14 protein-coding genes are annotated in these 15,203 nt (G+C 61.8%); 5 read left to right on the forward strand and 9 right to left on the reverse strand.

The annotated features are described in order from the left end of the window. Nucleotide 1: 1 nt before the first annotated feature. On the reverse strand, nucleotides 2-871 hold the full coding sequence (locus tag GOX01_RS08800; RefSeq protein ID WP_011252960.1) for an ABC transporter permease: 870 nt from the start codon (nucleotides 869-871) through the stop codon (nucleotides 2-4). A gap of 207 nt (nucleotides 872-1,078) precedes the next feature. Between GOX01_RS08800 and GOX01_RS08805 the strand changes: the two genes are divergently transcribed. The 3 genes from GOX01_RS08805 to GOX01_RS08815 are packed head-to-tail and all read left to right on the forward strand — an operon-like array spanning nucleotide 1,079 to nucleotide 3,621. Then, nucleotides 1,079-2,437: a lytic transglycosylase domain-containing protein gene (locus GOX01_RS08805; RefSeq protein WP_011252959.1), complete on the forward strand. Its 1,359-nt coding sequence runs from the start codon at nucleotides 1,079-1,081 to the stop codon at nucleotides 2,435-2,437. A gap of 51 nt (nucleotides 2,438-2,488) precedes the next feature. Further along, nucleotides 2,489-3,037: a peroxiredoxin gene (locus tag GOX01_RS08810; protein WP_011252958.1), complete on the forward strand. Its 549-nt coding sequence runs from the start codon at nucleotides 2,489-2,491 to the stop codon at nucleotides 3,035-3,037. Further along, complete coding sequence (locus tag GOX01_RS08815) at nucleotides 3,034-3,621, forward strand: DUF1643 domain-containing protein (protein ID WP_011252957.1); 588 nt, start codon at nucleotides 3,034-3,036, stop codon at nucleotides 3,619-3,621. The genes GOX01_RS08810 and GOX01_RS08815 overlap by 4 nt, the downstream gene beginning before the upstream one ends. A 32-nt stretch (nucleotides 3,622-3,653) precedes the next feature. Here the strand turns inward: GOX01_RS08815 and GOX01_RS08820 are convergent, their stop codons facing one another. After that, nucleotides 3,654-4,280, reverse strand: a complete 627-nt coding sequence (locus GOX01_RS08820; RefSeq protein WP_024717154.1) for a POTRA domain-containing protein — start codon at nucleotides 4,278-4,280, stop codon at nucleotides 3,654-3,656. A 248-nt stretch (nucleotides 4,281-4,528) separates the two neighbouring features. On the opposite strand from GOX01_RS08820, the gene GOX01_RS08825 reads away from it, so the two are divergent. Then, entirely contained in the window at nucleotides 4,529-6,088 is a 1,560-nt protein-coding gene (locus GOX01_RS08825; RefSeq protein ID WP_062269177.1) for a carbohydrate porin, read from the forward strand. A gap of 148 nt (nucleotides 6,089-6,236) precedes the next feature. After that, nucleotides 6,237-8,486, forward strand: a complete 2,250-nt coding sequence (locus GOX01_RS08830) for a TonB-dependent receptor (protein ID WP_062269179.1) — start codon at nucleotides 6,237-6,239, stop codon at nucleotides 8,484-8,486. 87 nt (nucleotides 8,487-8,573) lie between these two features. On the opposite strand, the gene GOX01_RS08835 is transcribed toward GOX01_RS08830, so the two are convergent. From GOX01_RS08835 to GOX01_RS08855, 7 genes are all read right to left on the reverse strand, one after another. Next, nucleotides 8,574-10,136, reverse strand: a complete 1,563-nt coding sequence (locus GOX01_RS08835) for a carbohydrate porin (protein ID WP_131973871.1) — start codon at nucleotides 10,134-10,136, stop codon at nucleotides 8,574-8,576. 217 nt (nucleotides 10,137-10,353) lie between these two features. Beyond that, entirely contained in the window at nucleotides 10,354-11,853 is a 1,500-nt protein-coding gene (locus tag GOX01_RS08840; RefSeq protein ID WP_011252953.1) for a peptide MFS transporter, read from the reverse strand. A 36-nt stretch (nucleotides 11,854-11,889) separates the two neighbouring features. Next, a complete protein-coding gene (locus GOX01_RS12885; RefSeq protein ID WP_165919965.1) occupies nucleotides 11,890-12,039 on the reverse strand; it encodes a hypothetical protein in 150 nt (49 codons plus the stop codon). 4 nt (nucleotides 12,040-12,043) lie between these two features. Beyond that, the gene (locus GOX01_RS08845; RefSeq protein ID WP_011252952.1) at nucleotides 12,044-12,964 is read right to left on the reverse strand and encodes a DnaJ C-terminal domain-containing protein; all 921 of its coding nucleotides are present in this window, start codon (nucleotides 12,962-12,964) and stop codon (nucleotides 12,044-12,046) included. Further along, entirely contained in the window at nucleotides 12,961-13,119 is a 159-nt protein-coding gene (locus GOX01_RS12890; protein WP_165919964.1) for a hypothetical protein, read from the reverse strand. Before GOX01_RS12890 ends, GOX01_RS08845 begins: the two co-directional genes overlap by 4 nt. A 47-nt stretch (nucleotides 13,120-13,166) precedes the next feature. Further along, a complete protein-coding gene (locus GOX01_RS08850; protein WP_011252951.1) occupies nucleotides 13,167-14,114 on the reverse strand; it encodes an alpha/beta hydrolase in 948 nt (315 codons plus the stop codon). Between the two features lie 35 nt (nucleotides 14,115-14,149). Further along, on the reverse strand, nucleotides 14,150-15,203 hold a 1,054-nt coding region (locus tag GOX01_RS08855), incomplete at its 5' end, for a TolC family protein (protein ID WP_141259246.1).

Consider the following 15,203-nt stretch of genomic DNA (forward strand, 5'->3'; position numbering starts at 1 on the left):
GTCAGATCCAGAAAACCAGGCGCGACCGCACCCGGATGAATGACCGCACGGCAATCAGCCAGAACACCACGCTGGTGGCCAGCGCAATGCCCCAGATCTGCAGGGACGGCACATGGCCCAGAAGAGGCTCGCGCACGATTTCCAGCAGCGGATAGAACGGATTGTACAGCAGGTAAGCTGCCCTGGGTCCGAGCTGCTGCGGCATCCAGATGACCGGCGTGACATAAAACACGATCTGCAGCAGCGCGCCGATGATCGGTGCAACATCGCGGAAACGCGCGCAGAGCGAACCGAACAGCATACAGGCGGCAAAACCGTCCAGGCCCCACAGCACAAGCGCAGGGATCGCCAGAAGGGCGTCCATCCCCGGCCAGAGATGATAGAGGGCGAACACGCCAAGCGGCACGACGATGTTGTGGGCGAAGACGATCGCGTTGCGCACCACGACCCGCACCGCATACAGCAGGAACGGCAGCCGAACGGACCGCACCATGTCCTCGGCATCAAGGAAGCAGGTGCAGGATTCCTGGATCAGGCTGGAAAACCCGACGCTCCACAGGGTAAGCGACAGCGACAGGAACGGCAGATAGGACGCAAGCTGCATGTGAAACAGCTTGCTGTAGAGAACCCCCATCGAGGCGACCATCAGGGCAGAGGTAATGGTCAGCCAGAACGGCCCCAGTGCGGACCCGCGGTACCGGAGCCGGATATCGAGCCAGCCCAGCCTGACACCCAGCCGCCACAGACGCCGTGTTTCCTTCCAGTCCGCCCAGGCCCGGGCCGCAGGACTGCCCCGCAGAGCGTCACGACTGACCTGCCTGTGCGGCGCATCGTTACGTGCGACATCTGAAGCTGGAGAAGATACACTCATATCGTCCGCCTACCCGATCCCCCCACCCCCGGCAAGAAGGCGGGCGGGGGAAGTTCATATTCGGGAAATGAATCTCCGCTACACTCCTTTCCGTAAGCCGTTCCCTGTCAGAAAATCTGTTCTGCAGAGCCCTTTTTCCTAGTTTCGCCTTAATCCCCGTGTATGCTTGTCACATTGAGACAAGTTTTCCTCAGGTGCCCAGACCCGATGCCCAGACCCGTCTTTCCGTTCCGGACCACTGTCCGCACCCTGTCTCTCATCCGTGCGGGTGCTGCTTTGGGTCTGGTCGGACTGCTCGCCGCCTGCGCCGGCAACAATGCTGACATGGGCGGCGGATCGGAGCTTCCGGTTTCACAGGAAGCGGCGAATTACCGCGCCCACGCAAAATCCTATTATGCTCCCCCGGGCCCGCCCAGTGATCCCTGGGGGCCGTACATCCAGGAAGCCTCCAACCGCTTTGATGTGCCCGAGGCCTGGATCAGGGCCGTCATGCAGCAGGAATCCGGCGGGCACCTTTTCGATCATAACGGCAATTTCATCACCTCGGTTCCCGGCGCCATGGGCCTTCTTCAGCTCATGCCGCCGACCTATGACGACATGCGCCAGCAATACGGGCTCGGCGAAGATCCTTACGATCCGCACGACAACATCCTCGCGGGGACGGCCTATCTCCGGCAGATGTATGACATCTACGGATCTCCCGGCTTTCTCGCGGCCTATAACGACGGACCCGGAAGCCTCGACCGCTATCTCCGCCGGGGCCGCGCCCTGCCCCGCGAAACGCGCCGCTATGTGGCTGCCATCGGCCCGCATATCGCTGGCATCACGCCACATAACCGCTCCGCGGCTGACCTTCTGGTCGCCCAGCATGATCCCAACTCCCAGGTCATGCTGGCCCAGAACACACAATCGGCAGACATAGCTCCGGTCACTTCGGCCTCCGAGCGGCAGGCCGTCAGCGCAGCATGGAACCACAGGGAAGCCGCCGACACGTCGTCTGACGATTCAGATTCGGACACTCCGACCGCGACACCTCAGACGGCTCCTGTTCAGGTCGCATCCGCCGCAGGATCCGAAGCTCCCGCGAGCATCAGCGCCGCCTGGGCCGCACGTGGCTTTACGCCGACGCCGGCCCGCCCCGCCGTCCGGCAGGCATCCGTTCCCGATGACGAAGTCGCGGACAACCGGGTTACAGCGCAGGAAATCCCGATCGGGCATCACCTGCAGCCGCAGCCGATCATGGCCGTCATGCCGGCCAGCCGGGTTCAGCCCCGCATTTCCCTTCCGGCCGTTTCCGCATCGTCCAAAGCAGCGACGGGCAACTGGGCCATTCAGGTCGGCGCCTTCGCCAATGCGAAGCAGGCAAGCATCGCCACGTCTGCAGCCCATAGCAAAGGTGGCGTCGTGGTGGCTTCGGCCCGATCGCAGGTTGAGAGCGTGAAGGGGGGCCGTTCGCATCTCTATCGCGCCCGCCTGACCGGTCTGACGCATGAAAATGCAGTTGCAGCCTGTCGCCGTCTGTCGCACGGTTCTCCATGCGTCGTGGTTCCGCCCGGCGCATATTGATCCGTTTCCGGGCCTTTTCGCCCGCTTTTCTGACAGGGATACACCACCCCGATGCGCCGCTTCTTTGCAACGACCGCTTTCTGCGCTGTCTCCCTCGCCGGCGCCCTGACCACCGCTCCGGCGCATGCTGCCCTTGAAACCGGCACCCATGCTCCGGATTTCTCCGCTTCTGCCAGCCTCGGCGGGCACGAGTTCACTTATCATCTGGCCGATGCGCTCAAGACCGGGCCCGTCGTCCTGTATTTCTACCCGGCGGCCTTCACCAAGGGCTGCACGATCGAAGCCCATGAGTTTGCGGATGCCATCCCGGACTTCAAGGCACAGGGCGCCACCGTCATCGGCATTTCCATGGATCCGATCGACAAGCTGAACCGCTTCTCGGTCAGTGAATGTCGCAGCGTTTTCCCAGTCGCAGCCGATCCGACCGGCAAGATCACCCTCAGCTATGCCGCCAAGATGCCCCTGCTCCACATGGCAAGCCGCACGTCCTATGTCATCGCACAGGACGGCCATATCGCCATGAGCTATGCCTCGATGTCTCCTGACGAGCATGTTTCGCGCGCCCTGGCCGCGGTAAAGGCCCTGAAGCAGCATCCGTGAGTACCCGTTCTCCGTCCACAGCTCGGGACCTGTTCGGGCAGCATCACGTTGGCGATTCACGCCCCCTGAAGCTTGCTGAAGACATCACCAGCACGGCGATCTATGGCGGCCCGCAGGACTGTTACCGTTACACCCTGCACCGCGTCTGGGACGAAAGCCGTCCCATGATCATGTGGCTGATGATGAATCCGTCTGTCGCGACCGAGTTTGGCGATGACCGGACAGTCGCCAAGTGCCAGCGCTATGCACGCGCCTGGGGCTATGGCGGCATGTTCGTGGGCAACAGCTTTGCCTATCGTTGCACGGACCAGAAGCGGCTGCTGGAAGTGCCCGATCCTGTCGGACCTGACAACGATGCCCATCTTCTGGACATGGCCCGGCAGGCCGATCTTGTGGTTCTGGCTTACGGCTCCCCACAGGCCAAGGGCCTGCGCGCCCGGGGGACGGAAGTCGCCCGCATGCTGGCTCATCACGGCATCAAAGTGACAGCCCTGCGTCTGAGCAAAAGCGGGCGTCCGGAACACCCGCTTTATCTCCCCTCAGCCCTCACCCCGCAGCCGCTCGATCCGGATATGCTGGACTGAGCGGCATTTCTGGCGGGACGCAGGCCTGACGATCAGTTCCCGGCCTTGTCCTGCTCGTGGATGCTCCAGACGAGCACCACATGCTGGTCATGGTTGGGATAGGTCGCCTGCGGCTGGATTGAACCGGAGGCCTTCTTGCTCTTGTACAGGGCCTGAATGGCCTGCATGTCCGCGGCCAGAAGTTCGTTCGTAACCGGGCCGCCGGCCCGAAGCTTCGTCGCCGCTTCCAGATCAGCGGTCGAGACCTTCTTGTTCCCCTGGAACTCCACCTTGTCGAGCACCAGAGCGGTCGGGCTCGCTGCGCCTGCAGCCTGTTCTTCGATAACCAGCTTGACGGAGACGGCCTTGCCGGAAATCCGCATCTGCTCTCCGAGGCTGACACCCACCTTCCGGGCCGAATACAGATCGCCCACGCGCTTCTGCGCAGCGGCCAGTTCATCGCGCGTGACCATGTCACCCGCGTGATGACCGAAGGCCTGGAGAATATCCGCCGTCGGAACGCGGCTGTTGCCCTGAACAGCCACAGTCATCAACTTTAGCGGAACAGTTGGCGCCGGGATGGCGGCGTGAGCCTGCTCAGTGATAATCATTCCGGTAACAGGGACCACGGCAAGCGAAACGCCAAGAAAACTCCGGGCCAGCAGGGAGCGAAGGGACATCTGGCAATCTCCTGTAATGAAAAAAATGAGAAATTCTCTGACTTTTACGCTACAGGACTTCCCTGCTTTGGCAAATCTTCCTCTGAACCCCGGTGGCGCCTTCTTTTTGACGCCTTTCTTCCAATACTGGCGCCTCGGGTCCAATTCTGCCCCTGACAGGATCTTCAGGGATACACCGCTCCCAGCAGCTCTGGACCACCACCAGGCTCCCGTTTCACCAACTCCATTGAAAAGGCCCCGCCCGCTTCATGCCTGTACTCGCTTCTTTCGCCCGGACTTCTTCCCGAATCCGTTCCGAACCCCTGCGGTCTGTCCTGATGGGGCTTTTTTCCGTTTCCATGCTGGCTGCCACCGTCGACAGTGCTCAGGCGCAGTCCGATCCTGACCCCAACAGCGCCCGCAACCGCGTTTCCCGAGCTGCTGCCCTGTCGTCTCCTGCCCCCCAGAACAGTGAGACACCGGCCAATGGTGGCAGCAACACGCCCATCATGCAGAACACCGTCTCCGGTTTCGCCCAGACGGAAGGGGACCCGGGGCCATACTTTTCCGCGCCCATGGGATCGCAGCATTTCCTGGGAGACTGGGGCGGCGTACAGCCCTGGCTTCTCAAGCGCGGCATCCACCTCATGGCCGCCATCAACGAAGAATTTGCCGGTAATTTCACAGGCGGCAAGGAGCGTGCCTATTCCGACGCCGGACAGTTCGGCATCGAACTGGATATCGACTGGGACAAGCTCGCCGGCGTGCGGAATTTCTGGACGCATACCCTGATCGTGAACGGCCATGGCCAGAGCGTTTCGCGCAATTTCGGCGACTCCATCGCTGGCGTGCAGCAGATCTACGGTGCCCGAGGCAACGTGGTGGCGCACATGGTCGCGATGTATGGCGAGATGTCCTTCGTTCATAACCGCATCGATGTCAGCGCGGGCTGGATTCCGGTCGGCAGCTTCTTTGCCGCCTCCCCCCTGTTCTGCGACTTCATGAACGTCGCCATGTGCGGCAATCCCGCGCCGAACAAATATACGGAAGGCAACCGTGACTGGCCGTCGGGCAATCTGGGCGCCGTCGTCCGGGCCATGCCGACCATGGACACCTATATCATGGCGGGCCTCTTCGCGGTCAGCCCGCACTCCTATAACGGCGGCATCTCGGGCTGGTCCTGGGCGCAGTCGGGCCTTGGCAAGTTCTCCACGCCCGTTGAAATCGGCTGGACCCCCAAGTTCGGCCACAACCAGCTTCAGGGCCATTACGTCATCGGCTATTCCTACGACAATTCGCGTTACGTGAACCTGTACGAGGATATTCACGGCAATTCCTGGCAGCTCACGGGCCAGCCCCGCCGCTATGAGGCAGGCCGCAACAGTGCGTGGCTCATCCTCGACCAGATGCTGGTCCGCAATGGCCCCGGCAACACGAACGGTCTGATCGCCATGGCAGGCGCGATGTACAGCGATGGCAAGACCGTCGCGATGCGTGACCATGAATGGGCCGGTCTGGTCGATACCGGTTCCGCCTGGGGCCGTCCGCTCGATACGGTCGGCGCAATGTACCAGCATTTCGACATGAGCCACACGGCAGCCCTGCAGCAGGAATCGTCCCTGGCGCTTGGCCTGCCCTATCAGGACAACCAGTGGGGCGCGGTCTACGGTCCGCAGAGCCATGAGAACGTGTACGAACTGTTCTATTCCGCCCATATCGCCCGGGCGATGGCGCTTCAGCCGGACTTCCAGTACATCCAGCGCCCGAGTGCCACGACGACCTTCCATGATGCCGCCGTTCTGGGCGTTCAGTTCACCGTCGTTCTCTGATACGCGAAACACAGCGGTTTTTCTGCGAAGCGGGGCCTGAAGGGTCCCGCTTTTTCGTATCCGGTCATCTTCGGTAATCACAATTTAGTTGCGAATAACTCGCATTATACTGATAACCCGCCAGACTGTTCATTGTTCCGAGGTTTTCGTGCGCGCATCGCTTTCTGCACCGTTCTTACGCCCATGGCGGGCTGCGCGCCTGTCCTGCCTGCTTCTGGCAGGAACAGCCTTCCCCGTTCTCGCAGCCGATCCTGTCCCGGCCACGGCAACCGCCACGGCCCCCAAAACCAAGCCAGCCGCCAAAACTGCCAGCGCTGCCGCGCAGGTCACGCCTGACGAGGAGATCGTGGTCCGGGCCAGAAAGCGGGACCAGATGCAGGTCAGCAGCGGCGGGCAGCTTGGCGCTCTGGGCAACAAGAAAGGTCTGGACGTTCCGTTCAACATCCGCAGCTATAACTCCAGCCTGATCCTGAACCAGCAGTCCCAGACTCTCGGCGAAGTGCTGGAAAACGATCCATCCGTCCGCACGACTTTCGGCTACGGCAATTTCTCGGAAATGTTCGTCATCCGGGGGTTTGCGGTGGATGGCGACGACGTGTCGATCAACGGCCTGTACGGCATCACCCCCCGTCAGCTCGTCTCACCCGAGCTGTATGATCAGGTGCAGGTTCTCAATGGGGCCAGCGCATTCCTCAACGGCGCAGCACCGAGCGGGTCAGCCATTGGCGGCAACATCAACCTGCTGTTCAAGCATGCGACGAACGCCCCCCTCACCCGCATCACGGGTGACTACACCAGCAGCGCCATGGGCGGTGGCAGCATTGATGTCGGCCGTCGTTTCGGCGAGGACAAGGCCTTCGGTGTGCGGCTGAACGTGGCGGGCAAGAGCGGCGAGGATTCTGTCACGGATGAATACCGGCATTCCACGACGCTGGGCGCGGATTTCGACTGGCATGACCGCGACAACCGTACCCGCATCACCATGGATATCGATTACGAAAACCAGGGCGTGAACGGTGGCCGACCGGCGATCTTCCTGGGCAGCGATGTCACATCCGTTCCCCGCCCCGCTGCGCCCTCGCACAATTTCGGTCAGCGCTGGGCCTATAACGACCTGAACTATGTCTTCGGCATGCTCAACGTCGAGCATGACCTGACGAAGAACGTCACGCTCTATGGTGCCTTCGGGGCCCTGACCAGCAACGAGAAGGGCAATTACTCCAACCCGACCGTCACCGACGCGGCGACCGGCTCTGGAACCGCCGGTGCCATGTATGTGCCGTACGATCAGACCAACGAAAGCACGCGCGCAGGTGTGCGCGCCCATTTCCGCACCGGCCCCGTCCGCCACGAGATCAACGCCGGCGGCTCCGGCCTGTGGGAAGACAGCGCCGCCGCCTATGCGATGGCTCTCACGCCCGGTACGACCAACATCTACAACACGCCACAGTTTGCCGCCCCGGCCGAGACCTTTGCGGGTGGCGTCGTCAACGATCCGCAGACGATCAGCCGAACGCGCCTGTACAGCCTGTTCTTCTCGGACACGATGTCGTTCTTCCATGACCGCGTCGCCCTGACAGGCGGCTTCCGGTACCAGAACATGCTCATCAACGGCTATAATTACAGCACGACCGGTCAGGGCGCGATGAGCAGCCATTATGACCAGGATGCCATCACGCCGGTCGTCGGGCTGGTCATCCACCCGACCCGCCGGACATCGCTGTATTTCAACCGGATCGAGGGCCTCTCCCAAGGCCCGACGGCGACCGGAAACGTTCAGAACGTGGGCGAGATCTTCCCGCCCTACAAATCCACCCAGTATGAAGTCGGCGCAAAATACGACACGGGCCGCTTCAGCGCCGCGCTTGCCGTCTATGAGATTTCACAGCCCAATGCCTATTCCGTGGCGGTCGGCAATACGGGTGAATTCGCATTCCGCGAAGACGGTCTGCAACGCAATCGCGGTATCGAACTGACGCTGAATGGAGAAATCCTGCCCGGCCTGCGCTTCAATGGCGGTGGCACGGTGATCCAGGCAGACCTGCGCCATACGGCAGGCGGCCTTCAGGACGGCAACACGGCCATCGGCGTGCCGAATTACACGATCAACGGCAATCTCGAATACGATCTGCCGTTCCTCAAAGGCGCCACGGTCGTGGGCCGCGTAGTCAACACGGGCAAGCAGTGGGTCAACACCGCCAATACGCTGCACATTCCGGTCTGGACACGCTTTGATCTGGCGGGCCGCTATACGTTCGTGACGCATCACACGCCGGTCACGCTGCGCTTCGGCGTCGATAACCTGGCCAACACGCGCTACTGGTCCTCGGCATTCAACGGCTATCTGATGCAGGGCATGCCCCGCACCTTCAAGTTCTCCTTCACGACGGATCTGTAATCCGCCTCAGACCGCCGAAAACGAAAAACGCGCCCTCCCTTCCGGGAGCGGCGCGTTTTTCATATCCGGTTTTCCGGTCGGGAAAGATCAGAACGTGATACCCGTCTCGAAATCCAGAAGCAGCGGGTTCTTGTAGCGGTTCGTGCCGCCAGTGCTCCAGATATACTGCGCACCTGGGCGGATCACGAGCCAGGGCGTCGGGCGCCAGCCATAGTTCAGCTCAAGCGCATGCTCGCCGGACGGCTTGTTGATGCCTTCGGCCCCGGCAGCCTGCATCTGGCGCGCCCAGATCGTCAGCTTCGGGTTCACCCACAGCATCTTCATGCCAATGCTGATCGTATCGTTCGGACGGCTGCGGAACGTGCCCTTGCGGGTCACACCCCAGGTGATGAAATACGGTGCGACAGACGTGCGCGGATCACCCCAGGTGAAGGATGTGAACAGCGTCGTGCCACGGTTCGGATCGGCCTCATCACGCTGAAGCATGCGATCGAACTGGAACCAGCCACCAAACCGGCCGCGGACCTTTTCGCTCGGGGCCGAAATCAGGTACTGCGCCGGCACACCGAAACTTCCAAGCTTGGAATAAACGTCGCTGACTTCAGACGTATCCCAGTAGCCGCCGATCTTGATGTTGGTCTGGAGCGGACCGCTGTAGTCGTCCTTGCCACCCTGATGGCAGCCAAGCTGGAACGGCAGATAGGTGCCGGTCGCATCGTGAAGGTTCAGCTTCCAGCCGTTATGCGTGTTCGAAATCACCGGATCGACCGAATACGCACCGAACTGCACCAGGTAATGGTCGTTTCCGGCCGGATAGAACTTCACCCAGGCGCCCGGATGGGCCGTCGGATACCAGCCATAGCCCGAGTTCATCGCAATGGACTGCGGCATGCCGCAGATCGCATTTGATTCGAACTGGCAATACTGGCTCATGCCCCAGTAGACCGAAGACTGCTCGAAGTCGTTTTCGGTGTTGATCTCACCGACCTCGGTCGTGACGTATTTGTTCCAGGGCATTTCCCAGGACAGACGCGTCAGACGCACCGTCTCACCCGAGCCGAAAATCTGCTGCGGGCTGTCCATCGCCGGAAGCGTGGCACCGATGCCCAGACCCTGACGCGCCGTGATCAGCGTGTGGAACATACCCAGATTCAGGCCGGTCAGCTTCTTGAGGTTGAAGTCGATATTGATGCCGAACTCATCCGCATAACGCGCGGCCTTGGTCTTGCCGCCCATCGGATTGCCGGCACTATCCTCAAGATAGTGTCCGCCGATATTGATGCCCTTGTCGGTCAGCCAGGTACGCCAGCCACCCCAGTCACCCGTCATGGTGCTCTGGGTCAGCCAGTCATGAAACGATGCCGGGAAGAAACGGCTTTCCGTCGTATCGGACGTTTTTGCTGCAGTTTCGACGCCTGTCTTTGTCGGAGCCGGTTTGACCAGCAGCGGAACCGGAGAAATGGATTTCGTCCGGATCTGCGGGGTGCCCATGGTCGCCGTGCTGGTTCTGGCGGCAGCTTTCTGCCGCCCGTCAACAACGCCGGCTGGTGTCGTCTGTGCATGACCAACGGCAGTAATGCCAGGAAGCACCGCTGTCATGACACAGGCCGTCAACAGCGCTTTCGTCCAATCCTGCCCGAACGTCCCCATCTTCCAAACTGTCTCCCTGTGACACCATTGCAGCCGACAGCACCCGAGGCTGTTGCTGGGCACTGTCATACAGTCCGGAAACGGTCCAGAATAGAGTGTGGAAGACCTCTGTTTTCGTAATATGCCTTTCGCGACACAGTCCCGAAGCAGAACGCCAAATTTTTATCCGGAGATTTCTCCCGGATTACAAAAAGTTTAACGCTACAGTTTCCGGGGCTTATTCGCCGATCACAGTTACGTGTTCCTGATCCCATCGCCGAGTCAAAGGCTCCAGAAGCGCCAGAACCACCACGACGGCAGCCGCCACTTCACACAGCGTCCGGAACAGCCCGGCATAGAGCGCAGCCCCGCCACCGCCCGCCACGACCTCGGGCGGGAGCGCCGCCTGATTGGCGATAATGCTGCCCACATACATGGCAATCCCCCATAACAGATAGAGCGCCCCCATCATGAAACCGCTCAACCGCGCGGGCGAATAGCGCGCGATGATGGCCAGTCCCAGACCATTCGTCAGCAGTTCCGCCAGAGACAGGAAGCCGTATCCCACCACCATGATCCACGGAGACACCAGCCCGTCCGCATGAGCGGCCGCCGCCCACCAGACCGCAAATCCGATCGAGACCATCGCATAACCGAGAAGCATCTTGCGGGCGTGGGATGTCTGTTTCTGCTGCTGGCCCATCCGGTTGTACAGGAACGCCAGAACCGGGCTGAGGGCCATGATCCAGACGGAATTGAGCACCTGAAACTGCCCGGCCGACATGTGAAAGAGCGTCACGCCCCCGATGCGATAGTCACCGGAAACCCCACGCAGGGCAAACAGCGTCAGGGATGTCATCATCTGCTGGTAGAACACGAGATAGATCGTACCCTGCAGACACAGCAGATAGGTGAGCCGAAGCCCCGGACGCTCGGTCTGGGGGGCCCGCACATAGAGCGCAACCCAGATCGCCGCCAGTCCCGCCCCCGCCGCAATCACGCACAGACGCGCCAGCGTATCACTGCCCAGAACCCAGGCATTGAAGGCGGTCAGCAAAGCAAGACCACCCGCAACCATTCCGAACCGTGACAACGGGACCGGCTGTTTTTCCGAAACCGGCGTCGTCGGCTCAAGCCAGCTGGAGCGCAGCACATAATAGAGCAGCCCGATCCCCAGTCCGACCGCACAGGTCGCAAAGGCGACCGGTGCCCCGTAATGGATCTGAAGCCACGGCGTAAGCAGCATGGAGACGGTCGAGCCAACATTGACGGACATGTAATACAGCGTGAAAGCCGCATCGAGCGCGGCATCATCACCCTTGTAGATCCGACGCACCAGATTGCCGGCATTGGGCTTGAACAGGCCGTTTCCCGTGGAAATCAGGGCCATCGCCACCAGCAGCAGCGTGTGGGACTGAAGCGCTGCCGCCAGAAAGGCATAGCCGCAGGTCAGGGACAGGGCCCCCATGACCATTGTCCGCCGCGCGCCCAGCACGCGGTCACCAATGACGCCACCGATGACAGGCGTGATGTAGGTCAGCGCCCCGAAGGCGCCCATCATGAGATTGGCGGCCGCATCGGCCATTCTGAGCTGCTCGACCATGAACAGCGTCAGGACGGCCTGCATGCCGTAATATCCGAACCGCTCCCACAGTTCGATGGCCAGAACGACCGTAAACGCCCTGCGGCGCAGTCCCGGAGCAGAAGCCCCGGCTGAAGAAAAAGAGGAAGCGGTCATACAGAACCCGTCAGAAACCAGAAGACGGGCCGCATCTTAGGGTAAATGCCACTCCCCGGCGAGGATCAGTGCGTGCGTACTGATGATGCCCAGAACCATCACGAAGATCAGCGCCACAATACCGCCGATGATGTCACTCCACGGCCATTCCGGCAGTCTCGACCGGACGCGATGCACCATCCCCATGTCTTCAGCTCTCCTGCTGGCTGAAGAAGGCCTCCAGCTCGGGGGAGACAGTACCGATATGAACCTGCAACGTCACCAGCAGATCACCGGCCGGATGCTTTTTATCCGCTCCGATGCCGCGACCGGACAGACGCAGGACCTTGCCGCTGTCGGAATGCTTCGGAATCTTGACCGCGACATCGCCCTTTGGCGTCGGAACCGCGACCTTGCCACCCAGAATGGCCGTCTTGAGATCCACATCCTGCGTGATACGCAGGTTGCGCCCCTCACGGACATACCGGCTGTCAGGCGTGACCGTGATCGTCAGAAGCGCGTCACCCGGAACACCCGGCTGCCCATCCATTCCTGGACGGCCGGGCGCACCCTTGCCGCGCACGCGCAGGGTCTGGCCATCTTCCACCCCTGGCGGAATACGGACCTCGGTATGCCCGCCCTCACCCAGCGTCAGATCCAGGGACGTCCCCAGAACAGCCTGCTGGAACGAGATCGTCACCGCATAGCGGCGGTCAGATCCCTTGGACGCACGACGCCCGGCCGAACCTCCCGGCTGGAAATCGCCGCTAAAGCCGCCACCGAACATGTCCGAAAAGAAAGAGCCGAGATCTTCCTGACTGAAACCGCCCTGGAAGCCCTGTGCGCCCCCACGCGGACCGCCCGGACCATACCCGCCGCCGCCAAAGCCACCGCCGAACGGTCCGCGTTCCTGACCGTCGGCATCGATCTCGCCGCGATCGAAACGCGCGCGCTTTTCCTTGTCGCCGATGATGTTATAGGCCTGCCCGACCGCCTTGAAGCGCTCTTCGGCCTTCTTGTCGTCCGGATTGTGATCCGGATGGTACTGCTTGGCCAGTTTCCGATACGCACTGCGGATTTCCTTGTCCGTCGCCGTTTTCGAAACGCCCAGTACCGAATATGGGTCGCTCATGTCATCTCCCCGTCTTCTTCAGGTCCCTCATCCAGCAGGGAAATCAGGACCGCAATGACTTCATCCTGCGGGAACCCGGCCCGCACACCGTCTGAGATCAAGGCCTGCAGCTTCGGGCGAAGATAATCCTCTGCGGGATGTCCGTCGTCTGCCATTTCTGATCCTCCGTTATTCCCAGATGTGTGATCGCACGGGGCTGGGGTCAATGTTTCAGAACAAACTCTGCAATATCAGACACTACTGCACCATCCAGCGGAAGTGATCCATCCGCAGCCGGAGCAACACCAAGATCCGCCAGCGGATGGGTCACATTCGGCAGCAGAACAACCTGCGCCTTCGGATCAGACGCCTTCAGCAGCGGCAGGTCTGCAGTTGCGCTGACCTGACGATCCGCCGCCCCCTGCATGATCAGAACCGGCCCACGATAAGCCCTGAGCAGAGCGACGGGGTCATGATGAAAAAGATCGATCATGTAGTCCTGAACGGCTGGATGAAACAGCTGGCGCAATCCCGGATGCAGCGTCTGGACATCCACATGATGCCCGGCTTCGAGCGCATTGATCGCCCCGTCAATCTGCGGCAGCACCGTCTGCGCAGAAGGCACGGCATGAAGCTGGCTACGCAGCACTTCACCCAGAGGTCGACCTGGGGTGGACAGAAGGATCAGTCCGCAGATATCGGCCTGTCCCTGCGCAGCAGCCAGGGCGACAAGCCCACCCTCACTATGTCCTGCGAGCCAGACACAGCGTACACCGGCCTTACGCCGGATGACGGCAATCCAGTTCCGCACATCGGTGGCATAGTCCGCAATCGTGACGTGATTACCGTCTGCTACGGCCTGTTTGCTGCCGAACATGCCGCGCTTGTCGATCCGGACGGAAGAAATCCCGCGTTTCGCCAGCCCATCCGCAATCTGCCGCAGTGTCGCAGGCTTGGGGCCCAGAGCAGAGTTTCCATCCCGGTCCGTCGGCCCGGAGCCCGAAATCATCAGAACGACGGGCGTACCGGCCCCCGCATTCACGAAGGTCCCTGCCAACGGCCCCAGAGGACCAGGCGCTTCAATGGCCGTGCTCTCAGCCGCAACGGCATGAGACGACAGTCCACCCAGGCCCGACAGGAGCAGGAGGAAACGAAACACTGCAGGCTTCATTCTGCGTCTCCTGTTCAGGTGTCCAGCGCCCCGCCTTACCGTGTAAAGGCTCTGACGAAGGCGTTCTGCTGTTTGACTTCGACGGGGAGTCTGGTGTCGGTGAGGGCTTTGCCCTGCCAGCCGGCGCCGAGAGCGATGTACAGCGCGACGGCGTTGCGGACGCGGGCGAGGCGGCCGACGACGGCCTGGTCCTCGGCGGACAGGGCGGTCTGTTCGGTCGTCAGCACGTTCAGGTATCCGGTCAGACCGGCCGTGAACAGCTTCTGCGCGCGGTCGCGGGCCAGGCCGGCATCGACGGAGGCCTGGTTCAGCTCCTCGACCAGCTCGGCATTATGCCGCCAGTCGCCCATCGCGTCCTCGACATCCGCAAACGCCTTGAGCACCGTCTTGCGGTAGGTCAGGCGGCTGCCCTCGGCCTCGGCCCGGGCCTGCGCGATCGCGGCGGTGTAGCGGCCGCCATGGATGACCGGCAGCGTCGCCATCATCATGAAGCTCCACGCCATGCCACCCGCCTGGAACGCCTGATAGGCGGCGGACGCGTTCGGGTTGAACGTCAGCGGGATCATGAATTTCGGATAGAGGTTCGACACCGCAATGCCCACGCGTGCCGTATCGGCGGCGTATTCGGCCTCGGCCACGCGGATGTCGGGGCGGTTGGCGAGCACGATCGAGGGCAGGCTGTCGGGGAAGCGCGGCAGATCCGGGATCGGACGGCGCTTTTCCAGCTCTTCCTCAAGCTGGCCCGGCATGTCGCCGACGAGCACGGCGATGGCATGCATCAGCCGCTCTTCCTGCTCGTGCAGCGGGGCCAGACGGGCGCGTTCGAGATGTTCTTCCGTCTGCGCCTGCGCCACGGCCAGCGTGTTGCCCAGACCATGGGTATAGAGCTTTTCGGTCAGTTCGCGCGAGCGCACGGCCACGTCGATGGCGCGTTCGGTGACGGTCAGACGCTCCTGCACGGAGCGCAGCGTCACGTAATCCGTCGCCATCTCGGCCAGCAGCGCGAGGAGGACCGCACGCCGGTTCTCGATCGATTCCTCGACGATCCGCTTGCGCTCTTCCACCTGCCGGGCAATGTGGCCGAACAGA

Origin of the sequence: Gluconobacter oxydans (assembly GCF_006539685.1) — a bacterium.
In the GTDB taxonomy this organism is placed as follows: Bacteria; Pseudomonadota; Alphaproteobacteria; order Acetobacterales; family Acetobacteraceae; genus Gluconobacter; species Gluconobacter oxydans.

Coding starts and splice junctions, on each gene's coding strand:
- GOX01_RS08800 (WP_011252960.1), bottom strand. CDS start 871: ATGAGTGTATCTTCTCCAGCTTCAGATGTCGCACGTAACGATGCGCCG.
- GOX01_RS08805 (WP_011252959.1), top strand. CDS start 1,079: ATGCCCAGACCCGTCTTTCCGTTCCGGACCACTGTCCGCACCCTGTCT.
- GOX01_RS08810 (WP_011252958.1), top strand. CDS start 2,489: ATGCGCCGCTTCTTTGCAACGACCGCTTTCTGCGCTGTCTCCCTCGCC.
- GOX01_RS08820 (WP_024717154.1), bottom strand. CDS start 4,280: ATGTCCCTTCGCTCCCTGCTGGCCCGGAGTTTTCTTGGCGTTTCGCTT.
- GOX01_RS08825 (WP_062269177.1), top strand. CDS start 4,529: ATGCCTGTACTCGCTTCTTTCGCCCGGACTTCTTCCCGAATCCGTTCC.
- GOX01_RS08835 (WP_131973871.1), bottom strand. CDS start 10,136: ATGGGGACGTTCGGGCAGGATTGGACGAAAGCGCTGTTGACGGCCTGT.
- GOX01_RS08840 (WP_011252953.1), bottom strand. CDS start 11,853: ATGACCGCTTCCTCTTTTTCTTCAGCCGGGGCTTCTGCTCCGGGACTG.
- GOX01_RS12885 (WP_165919965.1), bottom strand. CDS start 12,039: ATGGGGATGGTGCATCGCGTCCGGTCGAGACTGCCGGAATGGCCGTGG.
- GOX01_RS08845 (WP_011252952.1), bottom strand. CDS start 12,964: ATGAGCGACCCATATTCGGTACTGGGCGTTTCGAAAACGGCGACGGAC.
- GOX01_RS12890 (WP_165919964.1), bottom strand. CDS start 13,119: ATGGCAGACGACGGACATCCCGCAGAGGATTATCTTCGCCCGAAGCTG.
- GOX01_RS08850 (WP_011252951.1), bottom strand. CDS start 14,114: ATGAAGCCTGCAGTGTTTCGTTTCCTCCTGCTCCTGTCGGGCCTGGGT.